This window comes from Paenibacillus agricola (assembly GCF_011440305.1).
GTDB classification, from domain to species: domain Bacteria; phylum Bacillota; class Bacilli; order Paenibacillales; family NBRC-103111; genus Paenibacillus_S; species Paenibacillus_S agricola.
On record NZ_JAAOIW010000001.1, the window covers coordinates 299265 to 313523 of the forward strand.

Below are 14259 nucleotides of genomic sequence, written 5' to 3' on the forward strand. Positions count from 1 at the left end.
TGCTGTTCCTCACTGGGCCAGCACATCCTGATGCAAATATTTACTTAATATTTTAAGGACGGCTGTACTGCTCGTGCAACAAAGCAATTCTTTCCAAATCGCCGAGCTTTCATTGAAATGACTTTGCAGCAAGCTATTTTTGACTTTTAAAATAGATTGCACCGACATACTGAGCTCCTTGATCTCCAAGCCAAGCCAAATCGGCAACGCCCGAATATCTCCAGCCATTTCCCCACAAACACTGACATGGATGTTGGCAGCCTTGGCAGCCTCCACGGTGCTCTTCAGCATACGAAGCACGGCCGGATGGAAGGGGTCATATAAATGGGCTACGGTCTCGTTCATTCGATCCACTGCAAGCACATACTGGACTAGGTCATTGGTACCAATACTAAAAAAGTTAACCTTAGGAGCCAAAAGATCCGCGATTACAACAGCTGCTGGAACTTCTATCATTATACCAACCTCAATTTGCTCATTAAACAAAATTTGTTCATCCCGCAATTCCTGCTTGGCTATTTGGAGGACATGATTCGCTCTATCTAGCTCCTCCACTGATGAGATCATCGGATAAAGCAGTTGTATATTGCCAAAGTAGCTAGCACGTAATATAGCCCTTAGCTGCGTTTTGAACAAATCGGTGCGGTCCAAGGAAATTCGGATGGCACGATAACCAAGAGCCGGATTATCCTCATCGGGTAGGGCAAAATAATCCAAGCTTTTATCTCCGCCGATATCTAACGTCCGAATGACTACCCGTTTACCATGAAGCTTCTCGGCGACCTGCTTGTAAACTCTAAATTGCTCTTCTTCAAGAGGCAGGCTGTCCCTGTCCATATAAATAAATTCAGTACGGAACAAGCCCACACCGGAAGCACCGTTTTTCATTACTTGGTCCAGCTCTTTCACTGTACTGATATTCGCGGCTAGCTGAATTTCGATTCCATCTTCAGTCCGTGTAGGAATATGCGCAAGCACCTGAAGCTTATCACGCATTTTGAGCCAAACCGCTTTCCTTGCTTTGTATAACGCTATGAGTTCCTCTGAAGGATTGATGAAGACATGCCCCTCATCACCATCAATAATCAGGAAATCGCCATTTTGAATGGGCGTCGGCAGCTTTCCTTCAAGTCCCAGCACATAGGGAATCCCCATCGCACGAGCCATAATGGAAACATGCGAGGTTTGCCCGCCCAGCATGGTGACCATGCCAAGTGCATGGTTCGTATCCAAATGTACCATCTCGGATGGAGACAGCTCCTTGGCGACCACAATATAGGGCTGCTCCTTAGGGGGAATAGCTTCCTCCAGAGCACCTAGAAGATGCTTTAAGAGCCGGTTTCCGACATCCTTGATGTCAAGAGCTCTTTCCTTCATATAGGGGTCATCCAGCAGGTCGAACATATTGACAAACTTCTCAATCGCTTCTTTTACAGCTACCTCGGCCGCCTTATATTGCCGCTGCATAATGCCTTGGACTTCATTCATAAAAATCGGGTCTTCCAGAATCGCCAGGTGGGCATCAAAGATCGACGTTTTATCGTCGCCTAATACGGTTACGAACTCTTGCTTGATGCATTCAATCTCTGTCTTTGAGGAACGAATCCCGTCATATAGCCGTTCAAATTCGAAGGCCAAATCTTTAACATCAATCAGCTTTTCAGGGAAGTCCCATTCCCAGGTCGGTATGACAAAAGCTTTGCCCATCGCAATGCCTGATGCAGCTCCAATCCCCTCAACCAAGAGCGTTCCCTCCCTTAACTGCTTCTTCTTTTAAGACAACTGACATAACGGAAGCCTGTCCTTTTTTGACGCCCTTATACGGTGCAAAGCTCCAGGATTTGACTTTGTCCACATTGGTAATCAACATGGGGGTGGCGAGCGATTTGCAGTTTTTTTTCACTTTTTCGAGATTGAATTTAACAAGCAATTGGCCCGCCTCCACCCTGTCGCCTTCTTTAATAAATGCTGTAAACCATTTGCCTTGAAGCTGTGCAGTATCAATTCCGATGTGCAGGAGAACCTCCAAGCCTTCATCGGTCTCGATCCCTATCGCATGCAAAGTCGGGTATAAAATAATAATTTTGCCTGATACCGGCGCTACAAGCTCACCTTTTTCCGGCATAAAAGCGACTCCATTACCTACAAGCTTGCCAGCAAAAATTTTGTCAGGCACATCCTCCAGCGGGATCATCTGGCCCTGCATCGGAGCATTGAATAAGACTTGATGGATATCCTTACGCATCAGCTTCTTAATTTCCTCACGAATTAGTTCGGAATAAGTGCCAAACACAACCTGCACATTGCCGCCACCTAGCCGGATTACCCCTGCTGCACCCAAATGCTTAAGTGCCACGGTATCCATCAACCGGTCATTCGTTAAAGTGAGCCTCAGCCGGGTTATGCAAGCCTCGATGCTCTTAATATTATCCTTGCCACCAAGTGACTGCAGGATAAGCGGAGACCTGTATGGAATATCCCCCGCCCACTCTTCTAGTGGTGAGCCTTCCTCTCTTCCTGGTGTCGGAATGCGAAAGCGACGAATCGCCCAACGAAATAAAAAATAATAAAGCAAACCATAGGCAAGCCCGATTACAAGCAGCATCCACCCATTGTTAGACAAATGGAAATTGATCAAATAATCAATCGCACCTGCCGAGTAGGAAAAGCCGTGGTGGATGTTCAAGCTGTAGGCTATCCACATCGCCAGCCCTGAAAGGATCGCGTGAACCACGAACAAGTAGGGAGCCACAAACATAAAAGCAAATTCAATTGGCTCCGTAACCCCTGTTAAGAAAGAAGCTAATGCGGCAGTTAAAAAGGTTGCACGGATTTTCGGCTTTAAATCCTCCCGCGCTTCTTGAATAATAGCTAAAGCAATCGCGGGCAATGCGAACATCATAATCGGATAAAGCCCCGCCATGTAAGATCCAGCACTAGGATCACCCGCGAAAAATCGAGGTAGATCACCAAATACCATTTCTCCACTAGGCTTCTGGAAAGCACCAAGCTGGAACCAGAAGAAATTGTTAAATACATGGTGAAGTCCTGATGGCACTAATAATCGATGAATAACACCATGGACAAATGTGCCAAAGCCACCTAGCCCAATAATGCCTGTTGACAGCTTTTCCATAAAAGCTTCCATGTAGGGACCAATTTCGATCGTAATTAAGCTAAGGATGAATATGGCCAAGCCCATTAGCAGCGGTACCATCCGAGGACCACCAAAAATTTGAATCGCTTCAGGCAATTGAATGTTTTTACAGCGATGGTAAAGGATCGCTGCAATAAGGCCTATCAGAATACCACCTGGCACGCCCAAATGAAACTCTGCCCCCAGGTAATGCCTAGTCGCTTGGATAAACATGATATGACCTATTAATGCCGACATTCCCGATATGCCCGCGCTCTCTGTTAATCCGAGAGCAACACCTACTGCAAATATCATGGGAAGGTACGTAAAGATTGTATTGCCACAAAATAATAAGATTTCCCCAACTTGCTCCATATGTATATCTGCCCAAGGAAAAGCTCCTAACCAGAGCAAAATAGCAGCAACGGGTAAGATCATGGTCGGAAGCATTAACGACCGCCCTAACTGCTGCAAGCTTCCCATCCAGTTCAAACCAACCGTCCCCTCCCTCTATACTCCGATGGTAAAGCCAAAGCATAGTTTTGTCAAACAACTAAATGAACCTCACTTACCTGCTTGCAAATAAAGAAAGCGGGCTTGTGAGCCCGCTTCAGATCTAACGTGTGCATATTAAAATTGGTAACGGCTAAAAGAATTGTTGCTGGCTCCAAATTGGTTTTGGTTATTTTGCGCTGGTTGTGTAGAGTCTGATCTCAAGTAAGCATCATGGCCCTGTTGGTTGCCACGGTAGCTCGCTGTATGGTAGGACTGTGGGCTTTGTAATTGGTTAAAGGCTTGGTTTTGTTGATTTTGTTGGTAGGGCTGATTTTGTTGGCTTGACTGGCTTGAGCCGTATTGGCTGCTTATTCCCGTATTGTTATTGTAAGAGTTAAAGCCTGTGGAAGCGCCCATCCCAAATTGGCTTTGTGCTGGCTGGGTCGAGTCTGACCTCAAGTAAGCATCGTGGCCTGGCTGGTTGCCTTGATAGCTTGAAGTATGGAACGAACTCGGATTTTGCTGCGCAAATTGCTGGGATTGCTGTGGATACCCACCATAAGTGGCTCCTGTATTATTAAATGACGACATCTGGTTGCCAGCTCCCATTCCGTTTTGGCTTTGTGCGGTTTGGGTAGAATCTGACCTCAAGTAGGCATCATGCCCTGGCTGGTTGCCGCGGTAGCTCGCTGTGTGGAAGGTATCCGTATTTTGTCCTTGAAAGCTATTTTGTCCTTGAAAGCTGTTGTTCAGGTTCTGGTTTGTATTTTGGTAACCCATTTGCCCGTTCATTCCAAGCGATTGGTTATACTGCGACTGTACATTGCCTACAGGTTGGTACTTCGCATCCATACCTCGATATTGCGAACCCCCGTTATTAGATGCACCCATTTGGTTTTGAAACGCGTTTTGCTGGTAGTTTTGGTACATACGAAAAATCCTCCTAGACAATAAAAGTCTTCCAGAACAGGAATCTATCTCAGTTCTAACCTGTTCACGAAGCTTTTCTTATTGTCCCAAAGGATGATTTATTTTATTTGTGGAAGGTGCTGGATAATGCCGTAGCCCTTTTACTTTATAGATTGGGTCGAAAAAGTATCTTGTACGATAGTTAGCAGCGCTCTGGAGGCATAACCAGGATCAGGGTGGCTGCATATAGCAGATACAACGGCAACGCCATCTGCTCCTGCAAGAATAACCTCTGAGGTGTTGCTTTGGTCAATGCCGCCTATACCAACAATCGGAATCGCCCAGCGTTCCCTGATTTCCCGAATAAGTCCAGTGCCGATTGCACTTCCCGCATCTTGCTTGGTGGCTGTTGAATAAATCGGCCCTACCCCTAAATAATCGGCGCCACTAGCCATTGCCCATTCTGCTTCACTTAAATTTCCGGCAGAAATGCCAATGATTTTGTTAGGGCCTAAAAGCTGGCGGGCCTCTTTACCAGGAAGGTCATCCTGCCCCACATGGACACCATCCGCATCCAATAGCAAAGCTACATCTACCCTATCGTTGACGATAAAGGGTACTTTATATTGCTGGCATAACACTTTCAATTGGGCACCTTGCTTTAAAATTTCTTTCAAAGGGGCATTCTTTTCACGAAGCTGGATCATGGTAACCCCTTCGGCTAATGCTTCCTCCGCAATTTCCAATGCTGTCCGCTCTCCGTGCCCGTCCAAGCCCATAACTAAATATACCTGCAAATAAGATGAAATCGGTCTGTTAGTCATAGCTCATCTCCCCCTAGGAAGCAGAATCGCATCTTCAACCTTGATGCATCGGTCCATAATAACTTCAAGTCCGCCACTTTGGGCAATCTCGGCGGCTTCGTCATTGAATATGCCGGATTGCAGCCAAAAAACCTTGGCTTTAATTTTCACAGCTTCCTCTGCCACAGGTACCACTTGCTCACTTCGCCTGAACACATTGACAATATCAACAGGCTCGGGGATATCGGATAAGGAGGGGTAACAAACCTCTCCCAATATAGATGTAGCATTAGGGTTAACCGGTATGATCCGATACCCTTTTTGCTGCATGGCTTGAGCCACCATGTAGGAAACACGATCCGGCTTGTCGGACAAGCCAACAACCGCAATATTCCCTGTAGCGGCAAGCAGCTCCTTAATATGTTCTCTAGCAGGATTTTCAAAGCCCATAATGACCAGCTCCTTTTATATGGATCGTTTCATTCATTCGACCTAGCATACCCAGGCTTAGCTCTTGGTATAAGATAAGGCTTGCTTACCCATCACATTCCATGTATCAAGAAATCGTGCTTTATCAATTCGTACATTACTTTTTCCACTGACTGGGTCATTAACATATACATTGCTTTCATCAAATCCAACGAGTAGTACGGCATGCTCCATAAAGGTTGTTTTAAGCGGCCCGATTGGTGTATCCCATACGACCCATTTATCAGGAACCTGATAATTGATCGTCGTCCAGACAACGGAAGGAATTCCCTCACGCAGCTGCTGCTCTAGCTTCTCAAAGGGCTGGTTCGTTAAATCAACAGCAGTTGGGATATATTTCTTTTGCAATTCAAATAAAGCTCCATGAAAAATGCCAAAACCTTTGGCAGATCCAGTAATTTCCCCTACAAAACCTGTATTCGGATTACCCCAATAAGCAATAGATCCATCCACATTCCATTTTAAAGGCGTTCTATCACGCTTTAATTCCGGCAATAGCTCCATCTTGCCTTTGTCGATTCCGTAATATTGAAACATCATCGTCAAACTCGTAATTTCACAGCCTGAAGGAAGTTCGGGATATTGGCGTATTGCAGGTGCGTTGATCATTGCAGAAGGTGCCAAAGGAGCTGCCACGGGTGGTGGCGTAGCTGTCATAATGATTTGCTGCTTGGCACCTGCTGTTTCTGCATAAGCAATGGTGGACTCGCTGAACCATGCCTGACCGGTGAATTTGGCGTACAGCAGTACTGAAAAAACCCCGCTAGCAAACAGGAGTCCCACTATGAGAAGGAACCCGAACGTAACCTGCATGCCTTTCCAAAGTACAGTCATAGCCATCAACCCACTTGTCTAAGATAATTACCCTAATTCATTATTCAACAAGCTCAATTTGTGCGCCTAAGGACAATAAATGCTCAAAATAATGCGGATACGATTTGGCTACATGGTGGGCATCATTAATGATAAGCCCTTTCTCCGAACGTAGACCTACAATGGTTAACGCCATAATGACTCGATGGTCATAATGGGCATTGATTTCCACCCCACCTGCTACACCTTGAGGAGAACCGTGAATAATAATTTCGCTTTGCCGCTCTTCTACATGGGCTCCCGCTTTTCGAAGCTCCGTTAAAAAATCGGTGATACGGTCACATTCCTTGTAGCGGAGGTTCTCCACGTTATAAAAACGCGAGGTGCCCTCTGCGAATACAGCGGCAGCCACCATGGCCAGCACGCCATCGGTAAAATGGTCGCCATCAAATTCTCCAGCCTTCAGCTGCTGGTTGCCTAATACACGGACTACGCCGTTCTCATGGGTCAGGTTAACCCCCATAGCACGTAATACATCCACAACCGCCTTTTCACCCTGCTTGCTGTTTTCCTCCAAGCGCAGCACGGTTACATCGGAATGCGTGACTGCCGCTGCTGCGAGAATAGCTGCAGATCCCGGATAGTCGCCTTGCACCACATATTTTTGCGGCTCATACTTTTGTCCGCCTTTAATTGTATAATGCATCAAGTCCTCAGAGGCTTCAATATGGATACCCGCTTGGGCGATAACTTCCAGCGTTTGCCCTACAATAACTTTGGATTTCAAGTCATGAAGAACCTCAATTTCGCTGTCTTCATCCAGTAGTGGTGCCATAAACAGCAAGGAGCTTAAAAATTGCGAGCTAACGTTGCCGGATACTTTAATTTTACCACCATGCAATTTGCCATTGCGAATGGTAATCGGCAGTTTGCCTTCATTATGTTCAATTTCCACTCCCATCGCTTGAAGCGACTCAATTAAATCATCATGCGGCCTTTTGCCAAGAGAGTTCGGATAGGCATTAATAAAGGTGACCTCAGGGCAAAATGCAGCCACTGACATCAAAAAGCGAAGCACAGCACCCGCGTTGCCAACATCTAGTTGCGATACATCGCGAGGATGCTTGCCAAAGCCCTGGATCGTCATTTTTTCATCATCTTCTTCAACAATGGCACCTAAATCACGGATACAACGACGCATCGCATCACTATCTTCACTATGAGCCGGATAATAAATCGTACTTGTCCCCTCAGCCAGCGCACCAATTAACAAATAACGGGTTGTGTAGTTTTTGGAGGATAACGCATTTATCGTACCTTCTAATCTATTTGTCGGTTTTACAATAGCTTTCATGAATATGTATCTCTCCTGTTCCCCAAAAAAAGTTGCCCAATGTTTAGCTGTTATCAAAAAGTTAGTTCAAGTTTAACATATTGCTCAGAGCTTGAAAACTAATACTAGCGTTCTTGAATCTGATGCCCGCTTTATTGTATGGCATCTATGACTTGCTCGACAATTTCTTCGACCGAAGCGGTGCTGGAATCGATAATTAAATCCGCAAAATCATAAGCATGCTTACGTGCTTCCAATAAAGAATATACCCGTTCCTTCACATCACCTTGTACCAAAGGACGTTTTTCATCCTGTTTGACTCTGTTAATAATAACCTCTGGGGCAGCTTTTAGAGCAACCACGTAGCCCTCTTGTTGCATACAAACCCGATTATGCTCGGCGAGTACCGCTCCTCCGCCTGTGGCAACAACTTGCCTAGAGCCTTCGAGAACGGCTGCAATCGCCTCGCCCTCCATGTTACGAAAAGCCGGTTCGCCCAAGTCGCGAAACATGTCACTAATTGTTGTTCCCTGCTTGGACTCAATGTAGTGGTCGGTATCGACAAACCGCCAGCCTAACCGTTCAGCCATAGCCTTGCCTACCGCTGTTTTTCCTGTCCCCATAAAGCCAACTATAATAATATTTTTGTGTTTCATTGCTCTCACACCTTTTACAGCTAATTTCAAGCTTTTTTATCATAACATAGGACCTTCACCATGAATAGAAACCTTTACAAAGTCATAAGATGAACGGAACGGAGCCTATACCAAATAAGAAGGAGAACCCTTATGAACCTAGATTTCTCTCCATTCCAGCTGCCTCCCCAGGAAATCGAAAGACGAAAAATCGAGCAGATGTTAGATAGCTCTCACCTCTTATGCAGAGATGACCTTGTCTGGGTATTGGAATATATCAAAAAAAAGGTGGCCGAGAAGAACCCCCAATTGCTTGAGCTCTCCCAGCCACGCTTGCTGCAAAACTTTCATCACTTTGCAGAGATATCTTTAATGCTGATTCAGCGGCGGGGCGGCTTCGACCAAGAAGCAGACCAATTGAAAACCTGGATACATGAAGCCATCTTTGGCCTTCAACCGTCGCCTCCGGCAGAACCGCTAGCCCCTAAATCGTTTAGTTTTCCATCCAGTTAAAGTGGAAGGATCCCTCTTTGTCCAAACGTTGGAACGTATGGGCTCCGAAGTAGTCTCTTTGCGCTTGCAGCAGGTTGGCCGGCAACCGCTCTGTGCGGTAGCTATCGTAATAAGCAAGTGCTGACGCAAATGCTGGTGCAGGAATACCACGAGTTACAGCTGTTGCAACAACGCTTCTCCATGAATCCTGGTAATTGCCCACGATTTCTTGGAAATAAGTATCAAGCAGCAGGTTTTTTAGCTCAGGATCACGATCATAAGCATCTTTGATATTTTGCAAGAAACGAGCGCGAATGATGCAGCCACCACGGAAGATCATCGCAATACTGCCGTAATCCAGGCTCCAGTTGTACTCAACCGATGCCGCTCTCATTTGGGCAAAGCCTTGTGCGTAAGAGCAAATTTTGCTTGCATATAACGCCTTGCGTACCGCTTCAATAAATTCAGTGCGGTCGCCTGTATATTTGGAAACCGTCGGACCGCTAAGCACTTTGCTTGCCGCTACACGTTCTTGCTTCATTGCAGACAAGAAACGGGAGAATACGGATTCGGTAATGATGGATAATGGCACACCTAGATCCAATGAGCTTTGGCTTGTCCATTTACCTGTACCTTTTTGACCGGCAGAGTCAAGAATAACATCGATCATCGGTTTGCCTGTTTCCGGATCTTTTTTGGTGAAAATATCGGTAGTAATTTCAATCAGGTAGCTATCCAGCTCGCCTTTATTCCATTCGGAGAAAATTTCATAAAGCTCGTCCGTACTAACATCCAATACGTCCTTCAACAGCTGGTATGCTTCGCAAATCAACTGCATGTCGCCATACTCGATGCCGTTGTGCACCATCTTCACATAATGCCCTGCTCCGTCTGGTCCAATATAGGTGCAGCAAGGGTCGCCGCCAACTTTGGCCGAGATGGCCGTCAAGATCGGTTCAACCAGCTCATAAGCATCCTTTTGTCCGCCTGGCATGATCGAAGGTCCTTTTAATGCGCCCTCTTCGCCGCCGGAAACACCTGTACCAATAAAGCGCAGGCCATGGGCTTGCAAGTCTTTGTTTCTGCGAACGGTATCAGGGAAATAGGCATTACCGCCATCGATAATAATGTCGCCTTTATCTAGTAAGGGAACCAAGGAATCAATAGTAGCGTCCGTACCTGCTCCTGCTTGAACCATGATCAATACCTTGCGTGGGGTTTCCAAGGAAGCTACGAACTCTTCGATGCTATATGTACCTACAAGGTTTTTGCCCGCTGCTTCTTCAATCAAAGAATCTGTTTTCTCACGCGAACGGTTGAATACGGACACTGTGAAACCTCTGCTTTCAATATTTAAAGCCAGGTTCTTACCCATAACTGCCAATCCGATTACGCCAACTTGTTGCTTAGACATCTGGTTTCTTCATCTCCCGCATATAGTTTCAATTGCCACTCCATCTGTAATTATAAACATTTCTCCGAAAATTTCAAAAGTTTATTAGATCGTCATCGCCGTGAAGCCGCCATCTACTGTCAAAAGTGAGCCTGTAACGAAGCTTGAAGCCTTATCCGACGCTAGAAATACTGCCGCGCCCTGAAGCTCTTCGGCATCGCCGAAGCGACCCATTGGGGTGTGGCCCATGATGGATGCTGTACGTTCAGGAGTCAGGAGCTTACGATTTTGTTCAGCTGGGAAAAAGCCTGGAATGATCGCATTGACACGAACCTTGGATGGAGCAAATTCACGAGCTAAAAACTTCGTTACGCTGTTTACTGCTGCTTTGGAAGCGGAATAAGTGAACACTCGTGACAAAGGTACTTGGGAGGATGCAGAGGAAATATTGATGATACTGCCACCTTCACCTTGGTCAACCATATGCTTTCCAAAAACCTGGCAAGCTAATACTACGCTTTTCAGGTTAACATCCATAATCGAATCCCATTCTTCCATTTGCAGATCAAAGAAAGGTGTTGGGCTGTTTTTACCAGGGCAGTTCATCAATACATCAACACGGCCTGTCCATGCCAATACATCGGCGAGCACTTTATGTAAATCTTCGGTTAGCGTTGCATCTGCTGTGAAGCATTTAGCTTGGCCGCCCGCTTCCTCAATGCTTTTCTTGATGGCTTCGGACTTCTCTTGGTTACGCCCGACAATAGCTACATGCGCGCCATGTCCACCCAAAGCAACTGCCATTGCACCGCCTAATGTACTATTACCACCAATTACTACCGCTGTTTTCCCAGTCAAATCGAATAAATTCACTGTTAATCCCCCTTAAAATTTTCGCAGAAAACTTACTTCGTAAGCATCTACAGAGCTTGATAAATTATTTGGTATACTCTTTCTGATAAGCAGCAATTAAATCAAACTCATCCTTCAACCGATGGTACACACGACCATAAATATTTGTCAACTTTTGATACAATTTGTAGTTTTCCTCATTAAAATCATGCTTGTGCTCTACCTGCATCCAATCGTGGACAACCGAGAAGTCTTTGATTTCTCCCATAGCCAGTAAGCCAAGCTGTGCTGCACCTAGCCCTGAGCTTTCAATGGAGTTAGGAACAACAACGGAGCTGCCTGTTACATCGGACATCATCTGCAGCCAAAAACTGGACCTGGCAAATCCGCCTGAAGCACGAATTTCCTTGGTAGGCCCCGAGAGCTCCTCCAATGCCGACAAAACGGATTGGATTCGATACATAACACCTTCAAGCACTGAACGAATCATATGTTTTTTCTGATGGTACAAGGACAATCCGAAAAACACACCTCTTGCATTCGCATTCCAATACGGAGCGCGCTCTCCCGCAAGCAAAGGCAGGAAGATCAAGCCATCTGAACCTGCGGCCACCTCTTCAGCTAGCGAGGTTAAATAATCATAAGGATCCAAGCCACGGCGACGGCCTTCCTCAGCCTCTGCTGTAGCCAACTGGTCACGAACCCACCGGAACATAATGCCGCCATTATTAATCGCCCCGCCAACTACCCAGAAATCCTCTTTAAGGGCATAGCAAAACAGCCTTCCCTTCGGGTCGGTGATCGGCTCACGCACAACACCGCGCACTGCACCGCTAGTGCCGATAGTAACCGCGTAAACACCCTCTTCAAACGCGCCTACTCCCAGATTTGCCAGAACCCCATCAGCAGCGCCGACCACAAATGGCGTATCTGATTGCAAGCCCATTGCGGTAGCATAGTTCGGATCCATGCCTGCCAGGTGATGTACGGTTGAAACCGGATCGGATAGCTGTTCACGGCGTACGCCGCAAGCCTTCATCGCTTTATCATCCCAGTCAAGCTTGCGTAGGTTGAACAACCCGGTCGTACTGGCAATCGAATAATCGATCACATACTTGCCGTACAGCTTGGCAAACACATATTCTTTAATCCCGATAAACTTATGGGCATTCTGGAATACATCCGGGAGATGGTCGCGAAGCCACATCAGCTTTAATAATGGGGACATTGGATGGATAGGCGTTCCCGTGTTCATGTAAATTTGGTGGCCGTCATGCTCTTCGTTTAAAACCTTTACATATCCAACACTGCGATTATCAGCCCAAATAATATTGGGCGTTAACGGTTTTAAATCACGGTCAACAGCGATCAAGCTGTGCATAGCGGAGCTAAAGGATACACATAAAATTTGGCTTGGCAAAATTCGTGCTTTCACAATAACAGCCTGCATAGCAACAAGGAAGGCTTGAAAAATCTCGTCGGGATCTTGCTCAGCCATATCCGGACGAGGTGTATATAGCGGGTATTCAACAGAATATGAAGCCAAAACCCGACCATCACGGTCAATGACTAACGTCTTGGCGCTAGTCGTACCTAGGTCGGCCGCTATTATATAAGGCTTTTGTAATGACAAACTCATTTTACCAAATTCCCTTCACTGTCGAATTGGAGATCATAAGGCTCGCTTAAAATTTCAATATCTGTATGCTTCCTAGCCTCTTCCAACAGATTAACCGAGATCTCAATTTCACCCAAATGCAGCGTATCTTGAATGCGGACAAGTCGACATTTGGTATAGTCAAGGATATTACAAGTTTTTACAGCAGCCTTGATCGCGTAAAACTCATTATCCAATGTCGTTGAAATTTTGGTAGGTGCACATACCGTCGAAGTTAACCCGTTAACAAAAGTTGCAGGTAAGTCCATTTTATCGACTAATCGCTGTGTCGTAAAGTCAGCAGTACCTACGCCATTGGCATTGCCATTGGTTTCAGGAGTCAAGTCCAGTACAACCATCTTTGATACATCAGGTCCGCCATGTGCATAAGGTGTCGGATAGCGACCCGTGATGTTAGGATCCATACCATCGCCACTGATGTTTTTGCCGATATAGTCGATGACCAATACATCGATCTGGTCGAATAAAATTTTCGGCAGCTTAGCTTTGGCTTCTTCGAGCAATACTTCCTCACGCGCTTCAATTTGCTCAGCAGGGAGCGCTTCAATGCGGCAGGTTTGATCGTAAGCATTCTCGACCAAAGCGATACCAAATATGATTGGCAGCTTGTTAATCATAATCGTAGCCATTGCTGGCACGTTTTCTGCCATATACTTAAAGCCAAGCTGGTGGCAAGCTTCGGCACCTTTTTGCTTGCCAAGTCCAATCGCGATCATCTTCATTATGCCGCTTTCAATTCTTCCGCGGAAGGCCGTATGGGGTTTAACCCGGTTAATGACAATAATCGCGTCCGCTTTTGAGGCAATTTCATCCACATAAACCGGAAGCCCATTGGGCAATTCGTCAATTTTTACGACCTCCATGGAAGAACGGATAGGTGCTCCCACGTATTCCTCGGTGACACCCAGGTGGTGTAAAACATCGGTCTGCCCTTCAGCAGAAGCGCCACCATGGCTGCCCATGCACGGCACGATAAATGGATGCCCGCCGGCCTTCTTTATCGCTTCCACGGTGATTTTGGTAAATAAATCGATATTGGCCACCCCGCGGCTTCCAACAGCTACAGCAACCTGCTGCCCTGGTTTAATACGGTCGATAGTTCCCGCCTTTTGTAGTTCAAGCTTTAGGGATTCTGCCAAATTCTCCAGCTTCGTATCATCAAACCTTTGGCGGATCTTGACCATTTGCGGTATAGGAATGTCTTTAAGCACTTGTCTTAAAATACTCATAT

13 protein-coding genes are annotated in these 14259 nt (G+C 46.1%); 1 reads left to right on the forward strand and 12 read right to left on the reverse strand.

Features of this window, described 5'->3' with window-relative positions; all coding sequences use genetic code 11:
- Window positions 1-9 precede the first annotated feature (9 nt).
- The 8 genes from ptsP to G9U52_RS01505 all read right to left on the reverse strand — a co-directional run bounded on the left by ptsP (window position 10) and on the right by G9U52_RS01505 (window position 8634).
- Window positions 10-1743: a phosphoenolpyruvate--protein phosphotransferase gene (gene ptsP, locus G9U52_RS01470; RefSeq protein WP_166145107.1), complete on the reverse strand. Its 1734-nt coding sequence runs from the start codon at window positions 1741-1743 to the stop codon at window positions 10-12.
- Complete coding sequence (locus G9U52_RS01475; protein ID WP_166145110.1) at window positions 1736-3628, reverse strand: glucose PTS transporter subunit IIA; 1893 nt, start codon at window positions 3626-3628, stop codon at window positions 1736-1738. Before G9U52_RS01475 ends, ptsP begins: the two co-directional genes overlap by 8 nt.
- Before the next feature lie 138 nt (window positions 3629-3766).
- The gene (locus G9U52_RS01480) at window positions 3767-4561 is read right to left on the reverse strand and encodes a hypothetical protein (protein ID WP_166145113.1); all 795 of its coding nucleotides are present in this window, start codon (window positions 4559-4561) and stop codon (window positions 3767-3769) included.
- Between the two features lie 140 nt (window positions 4562-4701).
- Window positions 4702-5364 carry a thiamine phosphate synthase gene (thiE, locus tag G9U52_RS01485; RefSeq protein ID WP_166145116.1) on the reverse strand — a complete coding sequence of 221 codons (663 nt, stop codon included), beginning with the start codon at window positions 5362-5364 and terminating at the stop codon, window positions 4702-4704.
- Window positions 5365-5367: 3 nt separating this feature from the next.
- Window positions 5368-5793: a CoA-binding protein gene (locus G9U52_RS01490; RefSeq protein WP_166145119.1), complete on the reverse strand. Its 426-nt coding sequence runs from the start codon at window positions 5791-5793 to the stop codon at window positions 5368-5370.
- Window positions 5794-5850: 57 nt separating this feature from the next.
- Entirely contained in the window at window positions 5851-6666 is an 816-nt protein-coding gene (locus tag G9U52_RS01495; RefSeq protein ID WP_207952740.1) for a C39 family peptidase, read from the reverse strand.
- A gap of 40 nt (window positions 6667-6706) precedes the next feature.
- Window positions 6707-7999, reverse strand: coding sequence for a 3-phosphoshikimate 1-carboxyvinyltransferase (aroA, locus tag G9U52_RS01500; RefSeq protein WP_166145121.1), 1293 nt, complete (start codon window positions 7997-7999; stop codon window positions 6707-6709).
- A 131-nt stretch (window positions 8000-8130) separates the two neighbouring features.
- Window positions 8131-8634, reverse strand: a complete 504-nt coding sequence (locus G9U52_RS01505) for a shikimate kinase (protein ID WP_166145124.1) — start codon at window positions 8632-8634, stop codon at window positions 8131-8133.
- Window positions 8635-8766: 132 nt separating this feature from the next.
- Here G9U52_RS01505 and G9U52_RS01510 point away from each other — a divergent pair, with 132 nt between their 5' ends.
- The gene (locus tag G9U52_RS01510) at window positions 8767-9126 is read left to right on the forward strand and encodes a hypothetical protein (RefSeq protein WP_166145127.1); all 360 of its coding nucleotides are present in this window, start codon (window positions 8767-8769) and stop codon (window positions 9124-9126) included.
- Here G9U52_RS01510 and gnd read toward each other — a convergent pair.
- The 4 genes from gnd to G9U52_RS01530 all read right to left on the reverse strand — a co-directional run bounded on the left by gnd (window position 9107) and on the right by G9U52_RS01530 (window position 14257).
- Complete coding sequence (gene gnd, locus G9U52_RS01515) at window positions 9107-10519, reverse strand: NADP-dependent phosphogluconate dehydrogenase (RefSeq protein WP_166145130.1); 1413 nt, start codon at window positions 10517-10519, stop codon at window positions 9107-9109. The genes G9U52_RS01510 and gnd overlap by 20 nt on opposite strands.
- 84 nt (window positions 10520-10603) lie before the next feature.
- Window positions 10604-11371 (reverse strand): SDR family oxidoreductase, encoded by a 768-nt coding sequence (locus G9U52_RS01520; protein WP_166145133.1) that lies wholly within the window; start codon window positions 11369-11371, stop codon window positions 10604-10606.
- Window positions 11372-11435: 64 nt separating this feature from the next.
- Entirely contained in the window at window positions 11436-12989 is a 1554-nt protein-coding gene (gene gntK, locus G9U52_RS01525) for a gluconokinase (protein WP_166145136.1), read from the reverse strand.
- Window positions 12986-14257, reverse strand: coding sequence for a nickel pincer cofactor-dependent isomerase, group 22 (locus G9U52_RS01530; RefSeq protein WP_166145138.1), 1272 nt, complete (start codon window positions 14255-14257; stop codon window positions 12986-12988). The genes gntK and G9U52_RS01530 overlap by 4 nt, the downstream gene beginning before the upstream one ends.
- Window positions 14258-14259 lie beyond the last annotated feature (2 nt).